Origin of the sequence: Pseudoalteromonas sp. BZA4, assembly GCF_040104395.1 — a bacterium.
Taxonomy (GTDB): Bacteria; Pseudomonadota; Gammaproteobacteria; order Enterobacterales; family Alteromonadaceae; genus Pseudoalteromonas.
Window position 1 is genome coordinate 1 of the sequence record NZ_JBECOT010000012.1, and the last position, 17,554, is coordinate 17,554.

At 41.3% G+C, this 17,554-nt stretch carries 15 protein-coding genes; 6 read left to right on the forward strand and 9 right to left on the reverse strand.

What is annotated here, in order from left to right:
* Positions 1-164: 164 nt before the first annotated feature.
* A complete protein-coding gene (locus ABMY41_RS07165; protein WP_054551536.1) occupies positions 165-503 on the reverse strand; it encodes a Grx4 family monothiol glutaredoxin in 339 nt (112 codons plus the stop codon).
* A 264-nt stretch (positions 504-767) separates the two neighbouring features.
* Between ABMY41_RS07165 and ABMY41_RS07170 the strand changes: the two genes are divergently transcribed.
* The 5 genes from ABMY41_RS07170 to ABMY41_RS07190 all read left to right on the forward strand — a co-directional run bounded on the left by ABMY41_RS07170 (position 768) and on the right by ABMY41_RS07190 (position 7,247).
* Positions 768-1,349: a Fe-Mn family superoxide dismutase gene (locus tag ABMY41_RS07170; RefSeq protein WP_054551537.1), complete on the forward strand. Its 582-nt coding sequence runs from the start codon at positions 768-770 to the stop codon at positions 1,347-1,349.
* 239 nt (positions 1,350-1,588) lie between these two features.
* The gene (locus tag ABMY41_RS07175; RefSeq protein ID WP_289096426.1) at positions 1,589-3,511 is read left to right on the forward strand and encodes a PrkA family serine protein kinase; all 1,923 of its coding nucleotides are present in this window, start codon (positions 1,589-1,591) and stop codon (positions 3,509-3,511) included.
* Between the two features lie 26 nt (positions 3,512-3,537).
* Complete coding sequence (locus ABMY41_RS07180; RefSeq protein ID WP_349274403.1) at positions 3,538-4,824, forward strand: YeaH/YhbH family protein; 1,287 nt, start codon at positions 3,538-3,540, stop codon at positions 4,822-4,824.
* 20 nt (positions 4,825-4,844) lie between these two features.
* On the forward strand, positions 4,845-6,359 hold the full coding sequence (locus tag ABMY41_RS07185; RefSeq protein ID WP_054561728.1) for a SpoVR family protein: 1,515 nt from the start codon (positions 4,845-4,847) through the stop codon (positions 6,357-6,359).
* Between the two features lie 6 nt (positions 6,360-6,365).
* Positions 6,366-7,247 carry a universal stress protein gene (locus ABMY41_RS07190; RefSeq protein ID WP_194441594.1) on the forward strand — a complete coding sequence of 294 codons (882 nt, stop codon included), beginning with the start codon at positions 6,366-6,368 and terminating at the stop codon, positions 7,245-7,247.
* A gap of 55 nt (positions 7,248-7,302) precedes the next feature.
* Here ABMY41_RS07190 and ABMY41_RS07195 read toward each other — a convergent pair whose 3' ends face one another.
* Both ABMY41_RS07195 and ABMY41_RS07200 read right to left on the reverse strand, forming a co-directional pair.
* Entirely contained in the window at positions 7,303-8,265 is a 963-nt protein-coding gene (locus tag ABMY41_RS07195; protein ID WP_175082182.1) for a diguanylate cyclase, read from the reverse strand.
* Between the two features lie 3 nt (positions 8,266-8,268).
* Positions 8,269-9,273: a response regulator gene (locus ABMY41_RS07200; RefSeq protein WP_175079076.1), complete on the reverse strand. Its 1,005-nt coding sequence runs from the start codon at positions 9,271-9,273 to the stop codon at positions 8,269-8,271.
* A gap of 205 nt (positions 9,274-9,478) precedes the next feature.
* Between ABMY41_RS07200 and tpx the strand changes: the two genes are divergently transcribed.
* Positions 9,479-10,060, forward strand: a complete 582-nt coding sequence (gene tpx / locus ABMY41_RS07205) for a thiol peroxidase (protein WP_054561732.1) — start codon at positions 9,479-9,481, stop codon at positions 10,058-10,060.
* 80 nt (positions 10,061-10,140) lie between these two features.
* Here the strand turns inward: tpx and adk are convergent, their stop codons facing one another.
* From adk to dnaX, 6 genes are all read right to left on the reverse strand, one after another.
* Positions 10,141-10,785 carry an adenylate kinase gene (gene adk / locus ABMY41_RS07210; RefSeq protein WP_349274404.1) on the reverse strand — a complete coding sequence of 215 codons (645 nt, stop codon included), beginning with the start codon at positions 10,783-10,785 and terminating at the stop codon, positions 10,141-10,143.
* Positions 10,786-10,964: 179 nt separating this feature from the next.
* Positions 10,965-12,878, reverse strand: a complete 1,914-nt coding sequence (gene htpG / locus ABMY41_RS07215) for a molecular chaperone HtpG (RefSeq protein WP_349274405.1) — start codon at positions 12,876-12,878, stop codon at positions 10,965-10,967.
* 267 nt (positions 12,879-13,145) lie between these two features.
* Positions 13,146-13,958 carry a hypothetical protein gene (locus ABMY41_RS07220; protein WP_349274406.1) on the reverse strand — a complete coding sequence of 271 codons (813 nt, stop codon included), beginning with the start codon at positions 13,956-13,958 and terminating at the stop codon, positions 13,146-13,148.
* A gap of 134 nt (positions 13,959-14,092) precedes the next feature.
* Positions 14,093-14,701, reverse strand: a complete 609-nt coding sequence (recR, locus tag ABMY41_RS07225; RefSeq protein ID WP_054551546.1) for a recombination mediator RecR — start codon at positions 14,699-14,701, stop codon at positions 14,093-14,095.
* Positions 14,702-14,711: 10 nt separating this feature from the next.
* Positions 14,712-15,038: a YbaB/EbfC family nucleoid-associated protein gene (locus ABMY41_RS07230; protein WP_054551547.1), complete on the reverse strand. Its 327-nt coding sequence runs from the start codon at positions 15,036-15,038 to the stop codon at positions 14,712-14,714.
* A gap of 59 nt (positions 15,039-15,097) precedes the next feature.
* Entirely contained in the window at positions 15,098-17,551 is a 2,454-nt protein-coding gene (dnaX, locus tag ABMY41_RS07235; protein ID WP_349274407.1) for a DNA polymerase III subunit gamma/tau, read from the reverse strand.
* Positions 17,552-17,554: the final 3 nt, after the last annotated feature.

Consider the following 17,554-nt stretch of genomic DNA (forward strand, 5'->3'; position numbering starts at 1 on the left):
TCATGTTTTTCCTTATATGACTTCGCTAAAAATCAAGTAAGGAATTAACATGAGTATTTTTTCAGGCAAAGCCTAAATGATGATAACCACCTACTGAAGTAGGTGGTTTAGGGCCGAAAATAAAAAAAGCCGCAATCAGCGGCTTTTCTCTACACTAAAAATAATTATTCAGCGTCTTTTTCTTTGTACTTTGCTGCTGTTTCAGTGATTAGTGGCTGTAATTCACCACGTTGAAACATTTCGATGATAATGTCACAACCACCGATAAGCTCGCCTTCTACCCATAGTTGTGGGAAAGTTGGCCAGTTTGCGTATGCAGGTAACTCTGCACGGATATCTGGGTTAAGTAGAATGTCAACGTAAGCAAACTGCTCACCACACGCCATAAGTGCTTGTGATGCTTGTGAAGAAAAACCACAGTTAGGTAACTTTGGTGATCCTTTCATGTAAAGAAGGATAGGATTTTCAGAAATTTGCTGTTTAATTTTATCGATGGTTTCCATTTACAACCTCAAAAAAGACATTGGCTTACTACATTGGCCTTGAAAAAGTTTCACTGTGGCCTCAGATATATAACTTAAAATCGGCATTCGTAGCCACAATTTTAAATAGTCTTTAGCAATAGCATTGCTGTTTGCTAAAACTTGAGTAAAATACTCAACAATTATAGTAACACTATAATACCACTTGGTATAGGGAAGTACGCGGTTTACCTTGCTATTACCTATAACTGAGTGGACTATCAACCAAGAAGATGGAGATAAAAAATGGCATTTGAACTACCGTCACTACCATACGCAATCGATGCATTAGAGCCACATATTTCAAAAGAGACTCTAGAGTTTCACCACGGTAAACACCACAACACTTACGTTGTGAAATTAAACGGTCTGATCCCAGGCACAGAATTCGAAAACAAATCTCTAGAAGAAATCGTATGTTCTTCAGAAGGTGGCGTATTTAACAATGCTGCACAAATCTGGAACCACACGTTCTACTGGAACAGCCTATCTCCAAACGGCGGTGGCGAGCCTACAGGCGCAATCGCTGACGCGATCAACGCTAAATGGGGTTCTTTCGACGCATTCAAAGAAGCGTTAAACGACAAAGCAGTAAACAACTTCGGTTCAAGCTGGACTTGGTTAGTTAAACTAGCTGACGGCACACTTGATATCGTTAACACATCAAATGCTGCAACGCCTTTAACTGACGAAGGTGTTACTCCAATCCTAACTGTGGATCTTTGGGAACACGCTTACTACATCGATTACCGTAACGTTCGTCCAGATTACCTAAAAGGTTTCTGGGCATTAGTTAACTGGGACTTCGCGAACGCTAACTTCGCTTAATCTTCTGTTACTAGCAGTAATCAAAAAAAGACGCTTCGGCGTCTTTTTTATTGCCAGTGCACGCCCCTTCTAAGTCGCAGCCAAGCCCTCAGCCAAAAAGCGTAATCAAGATGAGCTTTTTTCAATTAAATTCTTAATTTTCTTGCGCAAAAATTCAAAATCGTGACTAAGCTTTAATTAGCCTTTGCTTTTCTCTTAATCTAATTACACGTCATTTTAGCGGGTTTTCGGAGGTCTCTATGAGTATTTTTGAGCATTACCAATCACGATACGAAGCAGCGCAAGAAGAAGAATACAGTATTGAGGAATTTCTCGAGATCTGTAAGAAGAATAAATCAGCTTATGCCAGCGCACCTGAGCGGCTATTAATGGCCATCGGTGAGCCGGAGATTATCGACACATCAACCGATGCGCGTTTAAGCAGGCTGTTTTCTAATCGCGTAGTCGCACGCTACCCTGCATTTCACGATTTTTATGGTATGGAAGATGCCATTGAACAAATCGTCTCTTATTTAAAACATGCTGCGCAAGGCTTAGAAGAATGTAAGCAAGTCCTGTATTTACTTGGACCGGTAGGTGGCGGTAAATCATCTATTGCTGAAAAGCTAAAATACTTAATGCAGCAGGTACCTATTTACTCAATCAAAGGCTCGCCTGTTAACGACCACCCTTTAGCGTTATTTGACCCAAATGAAGACGCTGAGCTATTAGAAAAAGAATATGGCATTAAACCGCGTTATTTAAAAACAGTGATGTCACCATGGGCTGCAAAACGCTTAAGCGAATTTAACGGTGATATTAGCCAATTTAGAGTGGTTAAGCGCTTCCCATCTATTTTAAATCAAGTCGCGATTGCGAAAACAGAGCCTGGCGATGAAAACAATCAAGACATTTCAGCGTTAGTGGGTAAAGTCGATATTCGCCAGCTTGAGCACTTTGCACAGAACGACCCTGATGCCTATGCCTACTCAGGTGCACTTTGTTTAGCGAACCAAGGCTTAATGGAATTTGTGGAAATGTTTAAAGCGCCAATCAAGGTGCTACACCCACTGCTTACAGCAACGCAAGAAGGCAATTACAACGGCACAGAAGGCATTAGCGCCCTGCCGTTTAATGGCATGATTTTAGCTCACTCAAATGAATCTGAGTGGCAAACATTTAAGAACAACAAAAACAATGAAGCATTTTTAGACCGTGTTTACATCGTCAAAGTGCCTTATTGTTTACGTGTATCTGAAGAAGTTAAAATTTACAACAAACTACTCGAAAACAGTGAATTACATGATGCGCCTTGTGCACCGGGCACATTAAAAACACTGGCACAATTTACCACCCTTTCGCGAATTAAAGAGCCAGAAAACTCAAGTATCTATTCAAAAATGCGGGTGTATGACGGCGAAAGCTTAAAAGATACTGATCCGAAAGCGAAGTCGTATCAAGAATACCGCGATTACGCAGGTGTTGATGAGGGCATGACCGGGCTTTCTACCCGCTTTGCGTTCAAGATTCTATCGCGGGTATTTAACTTCGATACCACTGAAGTGGCAGCCAACCCAGTGCACTTATTCTATGTTCTTGAACAGCAAATTGAGCGAGAGCAATTTACCGCCGATGTTGAAGAGCGTTACTTAAGCCACTTAAAAGGATACCTCATTCCTCAGTATGTAGAGTTTATCGGGAAAGAGTTACAAACAGCCTATTTAGAATCGTACTCAGAATATGGGCAAAACATCTTTGACCGCTACGTCACTTATGCAGATTTCTGGATCCAAGATCAAGAATACCGTGACCCAGATACCGGCCAGTTATTTGACCGTGCAGCTCTAAACGCAGAACTTGAGAAGATTGAAAAACCTGCAGGTATTTCAAACCCTAAAGATTTTCGTAATGAGATAGTTAATTTCGTACTACGGGCGCGTGCCCACAACCAAGGCAAGAATCCGCTTTGGACCAGCTACGAAAAACTTCGCACAGTTATTGAGAAGAAAATGTTCTCAAATACCGAAGATCTGCTGCCGGTTATTTCCTTCAATGCGAAAACCTCGGCTGAAGATCAGAAAAAACACGAAGACTTTGTCAATCGTATGGTTGAGAAAGGCTATACCCAAAAACAAGTACGTTTACTTTCTGAATGGTATTTACGCGTTAGAAAATCGCAGTAAAAAACGTTTGTTTTAAGGGGGTTGTTATGGCGCATTTTATTGACCGACGCCTGAATGGAAAAAACAAAAGTACCTTGAATCGTCAACGGTTCATCAGGCGTTATAAAAAACAGATTAAAGAAGCGGTATCTGATGCCATTAATAAGCGCAGCGTAACCGATACCACCAGCGGCGAGAGTATCTCTATTCCGCAACGTGATATCAGTGAGCCAATTTTTCATCAAGGACGTGGTGGCGACCGTGAACAGATCCACCCAGGCAATGACCAGTTTTCTACGGGCGACAAAATCAAGCGCCCGCAAGGAGGCGGTCAAGGTGGTGGTAGTGGCGAAGGTGAAGCCAGAGACTCTGGTGAAGGACAAGACGACTTTGTATTTTCTATTTCAAAAGATGAATACTTAGACTTATTGTTCGAAGATCTTGAGCTGCCTAACCTGCAACAAAACCAGCTCGATAAACTGGTGCAAATGAAAACCCATCGCGCTGGTTTTTGTAACGACGGCATGCCAAGCAATATTGATATTGTTCGCTCATTGCAAGGCTCGCTTGCTCGCAGAGTGGCGATGACTGCAGGCAAAAAACGTCACCTTGCTGAGCTTGAAGGCCAGCTCGCTCTGCTACAAGCTGAGCAGCAGCCAGACAAGGCGGCAATTGCCTTACTTGAACGCCAAATTGAGGAGTTGCAAAACCGCATTAAAGCAGTGCCTTTTATTGATAATTACGACTTACGTTTTCGTAATTATGAAAAGCAACCACACCCAACAAGCAAAGCTGTGATGTTTTGTTTAATGGATGTGTCTGGCTCGATGGATCAAGCAACGAAAGACATGGCAAAACGCTTTTATATTCTGCTTTATCAATTTTTAACCCGTAGCTACAAAAATATAGAGGTTGTCTATATTCGTCATCATACCCAAGCGAAAGAAGTCGATGAGCAAGAGTTTTTCTATTCTCAAGAAACCGGTGGCACCATAGTATCAAGTGCATTAAAACTGATGAACGAAATCATCGCTGAACGTTATAACCCTGAAGAGTGGAATATTTACGCAGCGCAAGCCTCTGATGGTGATAACTGGGCTGATGATTCGCCAAACTGTGGCGAAATTTTACGTAATAAACTGTTAAAGGCGGTGCGCTATTACGCCTATATCGAAATTACCGCTCGTGCTCATCAAAGTTTATGGCGAGAGTATCAATCAATAGTGCAAACCCACGACAATTTTGCCATGCAACACATTCGTGGCGTTGAGGACATTTACCCTATTTTCCGTGAATTATTTAAAAAGAATCGTCAGCAGCAAGGCGCCGCATAGCCTTGCCAGTGAGGTAAAGTATGGCCGATAAACGTATTAGCGACGGTCCTGATTGGACATTTGATCTATTAACAGAGTATCAAACTGAAATTGAACGGGTAGCGAAAATTTATAAACTCGATACCTACCCGAATCAAATTGAGGTGATCACTGCTGAACAAATGATGGATGCCTATTCGAGTGTGGGTATGCCGATTGGCTACAGCCACTGGTCGTATGGTAAAAAATTCATTCAAACAGAGCAAAACTATAAACGTGGGCAAATGGGCCTTGCTTATGAAATAGTTATTAACTCAGACCCGTGTATTGCCTATTTAATGGAAGAAAACACACTGCCTATGCAAGCCTTGGTAATGGCCCACGCCTGCTATGGTCACAACTCATTTTTTAAAGGCAATTACTTATTCAAAACCTGGACTGATGCCAGCTCAATTATCGATTACTTATTATTTGCCAAAAATTACATTGCCAAGTGCGAAGAAAAATACGGTATTACCGAGGTCGAAAACCTGATTGATTCATGCCATGCGTTAATGAACTATGGTGTCGACCGATACAAACGCCCGCAACGTATTTCACTTTTTGAAGAACAAAAACGCCAACAAGAACGTGAAGACTACCTACAATCGCAAGTCAACGAGTTGTGGCGCACAATCCCTACTTCGCAGCAAGAGTCGAAAAAGCGTGAGCGCCGTTTTCCAGAAGAGCCACAAGAAAACATTTTGTACTTCATCGAAAAAAATGCCCCACTACTTGAGTCATGGCAACGAGAAATAATTCGTATTGTGCGTAAAATTTCGCAATATTTTTACCCACAAAAACAAACTCAAGTGATGAATGAGGGCTGGGCTACGTTTTGGCATTACACCATTTTGAACCACCTGTACGACGAAGGTAAGCTCACCGATGCCTTTATGCTCGAGTTTTTACAAAGTCACACCAATGTGGTGTATCAACCGCCCTATAACAGCAATTATTATTCAGGGATCAACCCCTATGCTCTTGGCTTTAACATGATGGTTGATATTCGCCGTATTTGTGAAAATCCAACAGAAGAAGACAAGAAATGGTTTCCGGAGTATGCCGGCAGTGATTGGTTAGAAACCCTGCACTTTGCAATGCAAAACTTTAAAGACGAGAGCTTTATTAGCCAGTTTTTATCACCAAAAATTATTCGTGATTTTAAGTTGTTTACCATTATTGATCATGAAAAAGAGCCGACCCTCAATGTCGGCGCCATCCATGATGAAATGGGCTATCACCAGGTTCGTGAAACCCTGTCGGCACAATACAACTTAAGTAACCACGAACCAAATATTCAAGTGTATAATGTTGATATTAGAGGAGATCGTTCACTTACTCTGCGTTATGTACCGCATAACAATATTCCGTTAGCTAAATCCAAAGATGAAGTGTTAAAACACCTTTACAGGCTATGGGGCTTTAAGGTAAAACTGGAACAAGAAACCGCAACAGGTGAAGTTTCATTATTGGGTGAATGCCCAAGCAGTGATACCCGACACACAACAGAGTAGCCAAAAATGAATAAAAAAATACTGGTGATCATCGACTCTACAGCCGATGCTAAAACGTCTATATTACATGCAAAGCAAAAAGCCAAAGGCGTGAAGCATATTGATATTGTTGCTTTTAGCTACGAAGACACCAATAACATTTTATTCTCTATTCCACCTGATGAAGCGCTCGCTATTCAAGACAAAGAGCTCGCTAAAGTTCGTGCAGCACTTGGTCCACTTATTAGTGAGCATTTAGATGATGGTAGCTATACTTTGCAAACCCTGTGGCATGAAAGCCCAGTACAGTGGCTAGCCAATGAGCTTGATACGTCAGACTATGAAATGGTGATTAAAACTCGCCACATCGACGAAGAAACGCAATTTACAGAGCTAGACTGGCAGCTTATTCGCTTTAGTCCACTACCGCTTTATTTGGCCGCCGATAACAAGTGGCGTAACAATACCAATGTACTGGCAGCCCTTGATTTAGGCAGCGAAAAGGCGACTAAATACTGTTTAAACGAAGCAATTATCAAAGCAGGCTTAGCCTATGCTAAAGACTACGACAGCGAGTTTTACGCTTGTTATACCGTACATGTATCGCCGTTTTTACGTGATTTAGGTATTGTATTTTCAGATGAGCAAGTGATTAACGCCTTTGAAAAGCTACCCGTAGCCCAGCGTACCTTAATCGAAGCCCACGACTTAAAAGACAAGCTTAAAATCAAAGCAGGTGTGGTTGAGCAAGTGATCCCAAGTGTTGCAGCTAAATTAAATGCAGACTTAGTGATTATGGGGTCGGTGGGTAATACAGGTATTAAAGGTCATCTAATTGGTAATACCGCCGAAAAAGTCATGAAGCTACTTAAAACAGATATTCTTGTTCTTCCGCCACTTGGGGTTTAACCCGCAAACTTAATCGGATTGTTATAAAAAAGGGGCTTATTTGCCCCTTGTTTGTTTATAAATCTGTATAAGCTGTGACCTTGTTACGGCCGTTTTCTTTTGAGTGATATAAGGCTTTATCGGCTGCTTCAACCCACTTTTCGTAGCGATCAAACTTCTCGTCGAAGCACGCAAAACCAATACTGACCGTCAGTTGAATTTGTTTGCCATCAAAGTAAATTGATGAGTTCTCAATCAGTGTTCTTAGTCGCTCAGCAAAGATATGTGCACCTTGATGATCAGTATCAAGCAAGGTTACCGCAAACTCTTCACCGCCATAGCGACCTGCTAAGTCTGTTTCACGTAGAGTTTTACGCAGTAAGTCTGCAATATGACGCAGCGCCTCATCACCGCCTCGATGGCCATGCTCATCATTCACCTTTTTAAAGTGGTCAATATCAAACATTAACAAGGTGCTGCACCCGCCACTACGCACTATGCGCATGTATTCTTTGCGTAGCTTTTCTTCCCAATAACCACGGTTAGTAAGCTTAGTAAGTGCATCGGTACGGCTCATTTGTTCAAGCTTACTGTTGGCTTCTTCTAGCTCTTTTTTATTCACCGCTTCATCGGTTACATCATAGATAATGATACAGATATGCGATACTTCACCTGTGGTCGTCGTCAGCGGAATAAAAGTGGCATTTTGATACATATGATCCGCTTTACCGGTAATCGGACGGTAATTTTTAAAACGGAAAATATACGGCTGCTGCTCCCAAATAGTAAACGAGCGATTATTTAGAATGAATACAGACTCAGATTTGCTGCGAAACCATTTTTCATCAATTGATGGAAATAAGTCAAACAGGTCTTTATCTTTTACCGCGCTTGGCAATAAGCCGGAATGGTTTTCCATAAACCCATTCCAGATGCATACTTTGTAGTCTCTATCGAGCACCACTAGGCCTACATCAACGGTATTAAACATATCCATTAACCAATGGAGTTCATTCATATTAAAATCGGCTGCAGGCATAGTTTAGTCTTCTAATAAATAAGCTACTTTGTACTTAAGGGTTTTTAATGAGTCCTCGGTGAACAGCAACATCAAATCACAGTTAATATTATGATTTTCGATGCCATAGCTGATCTCAATCGCCAGCGTTCGTTGCCAGCGAGATTTATTGGCTTTTACTAAGTCGGTCACATCACAATGCTGTCCTAGCACCACAGGATGACCTTGGCTAAAACGCATATCGAGCTGTTTAGAAAGCCCAGTTAAAATCGCGCCAATTAGAATATTGCTGACATCCATCAGCAGCTCAAGCTCAACTTTATCGTTAAGCTCGCCTTCGTAATTCATAAGTGACGCAATTTCTTTAAAACTTGAATCATTCAATAGCAATAAGGCTTCACCAGACACACCACCACCGATAAAACCTTGGCACACACCAGATGTAGTGGCATTCGCATCAATCGAGCGTAAAGCCATATCGAGCTCATTTACCTCTAATACATTTACATTAGGAATAGGAAGCTTTACGAATACATTAAGAAGACGCGCTAATAAGTCCCCTGCTTGCCCCATAGCCACGTTTGTGAGCTCTTGATAGATGTCACGTACATCAGGGTCAACTTGCTCACCTAGCTTATTAGCAAGGCGCTCACGCATGGCTTTATCTTTAATGCCATGGTGCTCGATGATATTAGCAAGCTTTTCTGCAGAGCAAGGTTTTTGAATAAAGTCGATAGCGCCTAACTCAAGCACACGTTGGTGAGCGTTAGGCTGAATATCACCAGACACAACCACGGTGAGAACATGAAGGTCTTGTTCTTGAATAGCTTGAAGTACTTCGTAGCCATCCATTTCAGGCATGTTTAAATCGAGAAACAGTATTTCAGGCTGAATTTTTTTGATTTGCTCAATACAATGAACACCGTCTTCAGCAAACTCAACTTTAATATCCCAATCATCGGGTAAAGAGCGTGCTAATTGTCGACGAGCTAACTTTGAATCATCACAAACTAATACCGATGTTGACATACTCTCTCTCTAAATCCGTACTTTTTAACTAGACGCAAATTGGCCTAGCAACTTTATTCTTATTTTTATATATAAAAAATAGGGTCACGAACACATGTTAATCAAACTACTGGTTATTTACAATTTTAAATTGTACTAATCCTTGGAGCCACCTCATGAGTATAATACACTGATGTTAAATGCGTTAATTTGAAGGAATCTTATAATGTTACGTCCACTTATATTTGCATTAAGTGCAGTGTGCACGTTTAGTTATGCAGGTGATTTATCAGAAAATAGTTTAGATGCTGGTAAGGTTTCTGCCCAGTCTAAGCCAGTCACTTTACTAGGACAAGGTGTTGAAGTTGGTCAAAAAGCGCCTAATTTTAAAGTAGTAGATGGCAGCTTTACGCCAGTCACACTAGACAACTATCAAGGCCAAGCCGTGCTTTTAAGCGTTGTGCCAAGTTTAGACACCGGTGTATGTAGTATTCAAACCAAACACTTTAATGAAAAAGTAGCTTCAGAATACCCAAGTGTGGCGATGCTAACCTTAAGCGCAGACTTACCGTTCGCACAGAAGCGTTTTTGTAAAGCGGAAAATATAGACAAAGTAGTAACTTTATCTGACTCAGTATGGCGTGACTTTGGTAAGAACTACGGTTTGATTATCAAAGATATGGGCTTGTTAACCCGCGCCGTATTTGTGCTCGATAAAGAACATAACATCGTTTACAAGCAGCTTGTCGATAACCTTTCAAAAGAGCCTGATTACGACAGTGCTATTGCGGCATTAAAGAAACTGTAAAGCGCAATTTTACTTGCAGTGAGACAGACACAAAAAAACCGCCCAGAGGCGGTTTTTTATTTGTGATTCTAAAAGGTAAATTAACCTAAAAGCTCACCAAGTTGTTGGCTAACAGCTTCAACAGCTTGAGTACCGTCTAATTTGTGGTACTGAGTGTTGCCTGCTTTCGCTTCAGCTTGGTAGTAATCAACTAATGGTTTAGTTTGGTCGTGGTAAATACCTAAACGCTTACGAACTGTTTCTTCAGTGTCGTCATCACGAATGATTAGGTCTTCACCTGTGATGTCATCTTTGCCATCAACTTTAGGTGGATTATAAACAACGTGATAAACACGACCAGAGACAGGGTGTACACGACGGCCGCCCATACGCTCAACGATGATTTCATCAGCAACGTCAAATTCGATAACGTGATCAACTACCACGCCATTCTCTTTCATTGCATCTGCTTGAGGAATAGTACGAGGGAAACCGTCTAGTAAGAAACCTTTTTCGCAATCTGGCTTAGCAATGCGCTCTTTAACTAGACCGATAATAATTTCATCAGATACTAATTGACCTGCATCCATTACTTTTTTAGCTTCAAGACCAAGTGGTGTACCTTCTTTGATTGCTGCACGCAGCATATCGCCCGTAGAAATTTGTGGAATACCGTATTTGTCCATCAAAAACTGAGCTTGAGTACCTTTACCTGCACCCGGCGCGCCCAAAAGAATAATGCGCATATCATTGTCCTCTGTGTGATACTAATCTTAAAAATGGTCGATCAGTGGAGTTTTGTTTTTAGAGTCTGAATTCTTCCACAACTAAGGCTATACCTCAAGTAACTTATACCAATTGCCTATATTAGCGGCAATAAAAAAGGGAGCCTTGCTCCCTTTTCCAACTCATTGCGCTAAAACGCTTATTTGCTTAAATCTAGCATAAGTTTGTTCAATCGAGTTACAAAGCCTGCGGGGTCTTTTAAAGTACCGCGCTCAGCCAATAATGCTTGATCTAGAAGTACTTGTGACCACTGGGCAAATTTGTCTTCGTCTTGTTCAACATTTAAGTGTTTAACAAGCTGATGCTCTGGGTTAAGCTCAAAAATTGGCTTTTGCTCAGGCACTGTTTGACCAACTGATTCCATTAACTTTTGCATTTGCGAGCTCATATCGTGCTCATCTGCAACAACACATGCAGGCGAGTCAGTTAGACGGTGCGTAAAGCGTACGTCTTTAACCTTATCACCTAGTGCTGTTTTAATGCGCTCGACTAGGCCAGCAACTTCTTTTTCTGACTCTTCTTGCGCTTTTTTCGTTTCTTCGTCATCCATGTTGCCTAAATCTAAGTCACCACGGGTAATTGACTGGAATGATTTTTCGTTAAACTCTGTTAAGTAGCTCATCATCCACTCATCAACACGGTCGCTTAGAAGCAATACTTCGATGCCCTTCTTACGGAAGATCTCTAAATGTGGTGAGTTCTTCGCTGCAGCGAATGAATCAGCAACTACATAGTAGATTTTGTCTTGCTCTGGCTTCATACGCTCAATATATTGCTCAAGCGATACATTTTGTGTGCTTTCATCAGTATGTGTAGAAGCAAAACGCAATAGCTTAGCAATGGCTTCTTTGTTAGCCGCATCTTCAGCTGGGCCTTCTTTTAACACCTGACCAAATTCGTTCCAGAACGTTTGGTAATCTTCTTCGCGGTTTTTCGCCATACGCTCAAGCATCTTAAGTACGCGCGATGTACACCCTTTACGGATTGCTTGCGTTACTTTGTTGTCTTGCAAGATTTCACGCGACACATTTAGTGGTAAGTCGTTTGAATCAAGTAAACCTTTTACAAAGCGTAAATAGCTTGGCATGAACTGCTCAGCATCATCCATAATGAAAACGCGTTGCACATACAGTTTCAAACCTGATTGACGTTCGCGGTTCCATAAATCGAAAGGTGCTTTTTTCGGGATGTATAACAAGCTGGTGTATTCTGTTTTACCTTCAACCTTGTTATGTGCCCAGCTTAGTGGCTCTTCCCAATCATGACCAATATGCTTATAAAACTCTTTGTACTCTTCGTCTGTTACTTCTGACTTATCACGAGTCCATAGTGCTGTTGCGCGGTTAATACCTTCCCACTCGCCTGGCTGCGCTGGAATTTTCTCGCCGTCAGGACCTTCAGATTCAGGTACTTCTGCTTTATACATTTCTACTGGAATAGAAATATGGTCTGAATACTTAGTTACGATGCTACGTAAACGGAACTCATCAGCAAACTCTGTTTCGTCTTCACGAAGGTGAAGAATGATTTCAGTACCACGTGATGGTTTATCAATCTCTTGTAATGTGTACTCACCTTCGCCTGCAGATTGCCATTCAATACCTTGGCTTTCACCTGCTTTACGCGTACGCACGGTAACTTTGTCAGCAACGATAAATGCTGAGTAAAAACCAACACCAAATTGACCAATCAATTGTGAATCTTTGCTTTGGTCACCTGTTAGGTTTTGGAAAAATTCTGCGGTGCCTGATTTGGCAATGGTACCTAGTGAATTGATCACATCTTCACGGCTCATACCAATACCATTATCAGTAATGGTGACCGTGTTTGCGTCTTTATCGGCGCTGATACGTACTTTTAATTCCGCATCGTTTTCGTATAAATCGCCATTAGAAAGCGCAAGGAAACGTAATTTATCTGCCGCATCTGACGCGTTTGATACAAGCTCACGTAGGAAAATCTCTTTATTAGAGTAAAGAGAGTGAATCATCAGGTTTAATAGTTGTTTGACTTCTGTTTGAAAGCCTAATGTTTCTTTTTGTGCTGCAGTCATTGTGTAAATCTCCAATTAACAAAGTGTCTAATCTGCACTATGACTCTTTATATGGGGCAGGCTTTTGGAACTTCAAGGCAAAAAATTAAATTAGCGGGTAAATTCAGGTTGCTCCATCTAATTAGCAACTTTCATATCGGCTGTTACGAGTAAAATTAATCAATCCTATTAAGATATTAACATTGAAGTTTTAAATACTGATACCAAGTTTACACATGACCTTTAATAGATAAGTGATACTTATCTATTAATGAAATAGCAATTACATCAAAAATATGAGCACTGAGTAGCAGGTAAGGTCTGTAATTCTTTATTAGAGCGCAATACAGACACGTTCAAATGAGAACACTCTTTAACTCTTCTTAAATTTTTTTCACCTAGAAAAGTCCACATTGCATGACTTGCTTCAAGGTCATAATTTCGGTTACCTAGCCAAGTATTATCACCTTGACTATAAATTTTATATATAAATTCAGAAGGATACATTTTTCCGTCAGAGTCACTATTGGGCCTGAAGTAGGCAGTAAAATCCCCTTGCGAGTTTAGGAACTTAAAGAACACTGGTTTGTTTGATTCTTTTAAGAAAATATCCAGCGAGGTTAGCACATCAGAAGAGGTAAGCTCAGCTCCTAATTCAACTAGCTTCTCATCAACTTTTTTAATCAGTATTTGTCTACCCATATTATTAGCTATTGATTTTTCAAATGACTTTAAGTTGCTATAATTTACCTCTAGATAATTAATATAATCTGAAAATTTACATTCACTGAGTACACAGTTTTTAAGTGGTACTTCAATATTAACATTGCTTAACTTAATGCTTTCTCTATTACTAATTAACCAAGCGCCTTTTGACTGAGACTCTGCAGTAACTGTGAAAAAGTATTTTATGATAAATTTATTTTCTGCATTAAGATGTTCACCCTCAACCATAAATGTATTTTTAGCAGTAGCCAAAACTTTTAATGGGCACTCTTTATAAAACTCAGGTTTCTGATTTACCTGATTGCATTTTGTATCTGTAGCAAATGCAGCTGAAGAGAATGGAATTAAAAAACTAAGTAATATCAGTATTTTCATTGTTTAAAATCCTTATCAAACCATTTAATAAGACAATACTACAATTAAAAGACAAATTAAACCGTACCCAGTTAAGTAACACTCTGCAAACAAAAAAGCCTGCTTAAAGCAGGCTTTTGATACCATATCAGGTATTAATTTTGGTTTACGGCGCGTCGTCCGCTAAATGCGTGCATCAATGTCATACCATCAAGTAAGTCGAGCTCACCACCAACAGGGACACCGTGAGCAATTCGAGATGCACCTACCTGATACTTATGACAAAGCTCAGCAATGTAGTGGGCTGTGGTTTCACCTTCAACACTTGGATTAGTTGCGAGGATCACCTCATTAATGCCGCCTTGCTGCAACTTGCTTTCAAGAATATCAAGGCCAATTTCTTTTGGTCCTATGCCATCAATTGGCGACAAGTGACCCATTAAAACAAAGTAAAGACCTTGGTATTGACCAGTTTGCTCAATAGCGAGTACATCGGTTGGTGATTCGACCACACACAATAAACCACTATCTTGGCGTTTAACACTTGAACAAATATCGCATACAGCTTGCTCTGTAAAAGTACGACAAGATTGACAGTGCCCTACTTCATCCATTGCCTTGGTTAATGCATGACCAAGCTGTTTACCACCCTGACGGTCACGCTCAAGCAAATGAAAAGCAATGCGCTGTGCCGACTTAGGACCTATGCCCGGCTGGCATCGTAGCGCTTCAATTAGCTGTGTTAAACTAGGAGATAGTTGCATACAAAATCACTTAGAATGGCATTTTCATACCTGGTGGTAATTGCATACCGCCAGTCACTTTGCTCATGCGCTCTTGAGTTTCTTCAGCAACACGACGTACAGCATCGTTACACGCTGCCGCTAATAAATCTTCGATCATGTCTTTGTCGTCTTCCATTAGGCTGTCATCTAATTCAACACGACGAACATTGTGGTTACCAAGCATAGTTACTTTAACTAGGCCTGCACCTGCTTCACCTACAACTTCAAGGTTTGCGATTTCTTCTTGGGCTTTTTGCATGCGCTCTTGCATTTGCTGCGCTTGCTTCATCATGTTACCCATTCCACCTTTAAACATAACTGTCTCTCTTTCTAAACTACTTTAATTGGCATGAAGATAAGGGCAATTGTAACTAATTACAATGCCTGAATACTGTTTTCATCGATTATAGCGCTAAATAACTGCTGAAATTGCACTATATTTTCATCATTATTTATTACATCAATCGCTTGTTGATGACGTCCCGCATCAATTTTTTGTTGAATCAAATACGGTGAATCAATTACGCCATCAGCAAACTCGATACTAAGCTCAACATTATGGCCGTAAATTTCACTTAATGCGGCATTGAGCTTTTGTCTAAGCACTGCGCTATCTAAATGGCGCTGTGATGAATCAACTTCAATGTGCAGCTGATTATTCTGCTTGGTAAAGATTGAATGCAGCGCAAATTGGCGCATGCGACCACCCAGTCCCATGCGTTTAATTAAATACGCCCATTCGTCTTGTTCATGTGCAAATTTAATACTGCTGATCGGGCTTTCAAAATCATCAGGTATCGGAATACTGGCTTCTTCAACTACTGGCTCTGGCGCTTTTTGTGGATTGATCTGCTCAAGTAACTCTGGCGCTAAGTTTTCGGTGATTGTTTGATGCTTTTCTCGAAAGTCGACTTTTTTTACTTTATTACTGCTCTCCCCCGTTTGCTGGGGGATGGGCTTTTTTACTTCAGCAGCCATTGCTTGCTGCTGAGGCTGAATATTGGTCGTGGCTATGCTTTGTTGCGCTGGCGGCTCTGCTTTGGGCTTAGCTTCAGGCTGTGGTTCTGCTTTAGCATTAGTGTGCGTTACCGCACCACTTAAGCGCCCGGCACCTGAAATATTGCGGTCTTGTAAAATACGAGCAATGGCCGACTGCGCCTGACTTTGCTGCTGTTGTAATTGTGCAGGTGCTGTTTGCTGTTGCTGAGGCGCAGATGCTTCATTGGCAGTAAAGCCCTGATCATAGGCGCTATTCATCACATCATCGTATTGCGCAGCAAGTGATGAGTCCATTTCTGCATCATGATCGTCCATGTAATCTTGCGAAGAATACTCTGGTGATGAGTACTCAGCTGCTGGCACTTGCTCTGAGTGGCTTTGCTCTTGCTGTTGAGGCGCTGGTTGAACTTCAGCGGCCATTGCAGTTTCAACAGATTGCTGAGGCTGTTGACCAGCATCAGGCTCTGCTACTGCAGTTGCTTCAACTTGCTGGGCAGGCTGATGACTATGCGCCGTCTCTGTCTTGGCAGCTTGAATAGGTTCAGCTTCAACAGGTTCAGCTTGTGTTGGCTGAGGCTCTGAAGGAACAGCAGTTGTCTGTGAAGAGCTATGTGCAACTGGTGCTTGCTCTGAAGCTGCTTGTTCACGTTGCGCCGTTGATTTTTTCAATATATCACGCAGTGCACCGGCACCACTTGGCTTAACCAGCTGCTGGGTATTCGTTGGTGTTTGGCTTTGTGCAAATTGCGTAGGCTGGAATGCAAGCAGTCGCAACATGATCATTTCAAAACCAAGTTTAGCATCGGGTGCCCATTGCAAATCTTTTTTTCCATTTAATAGCAATTGGTAGTAAACCTGCATCTGCTGTGCATCAGTGGTTTGTGCCACCTGCTCAATAAAATCTCGGTTAATATCATCAAGTGCCGCTGCACTAGGCACAAGTTGCACAAGCTGAATAAGATGCGTCAGGGCAATTAAATCGTCGAGTAAGGCTACAAAGTTAGGGTTTCGGCTAACGACGGCTTTTACTTCTTGAAGTAACGCATCGCCATCTTGACACAGCAACGCTGCTAACATGGTTTGGCTATATTGAGTATCCATCAAACCAAGCATAGTTTGCACAGCCTGATGATTAATATTGCCATTGGTTTGCGCAATTGCTTGGTCTGTAAGACTCAGAGCATCACGCATACTACCATCGGCTGCCTTAGCTAAAATAGACAATGATTTATCATCAAAACTTAGCTGTTCTTGATTAAGAACATGGGCAAGCTGATCATGAATTTCTGATTGCGACAAAGCATTTAAATTAAACTGTAAGCAACGCGATAAAATCGTCACTGGCAGTTTTTGCGGATCGGTTGTCGCTAATAAAAACTTCACATGCTCTGGCGGCTCTTCCAATGTTTTAAGTAATGCATTGAAACTATGCTTTGACAGCATGTGAACTTCATCGATTAGGTATACCTTGTAACGACCACGTGTTGGTGCGTATTGAACGTTATCAAGGATTTCGCGGGTATCTTCTACTTTGGTACGTGATGCCGCATCGATTTCTAACAAATCGATATAACGGCCTGCTTCAATGTCAGTACAACTTGAACATTGGCCGCATGGCTCAGCAGAGATACCCTTATCGCAGTTGAGACTTTTTGCGAATATACGTGCAATGGTTGTTTTACCCACCCCACGGGTTCCAGTAAAGAGATAAGCATGATGGAGTCTATTTTGTGTTAATGCATTAACCAATGCCTGTTTAACATGAGACTGCCCCACTAACTCGTGAAAGGTTTGTGGTCGCCATTTCCTTGCCAGAACCTGATAACTCATTAA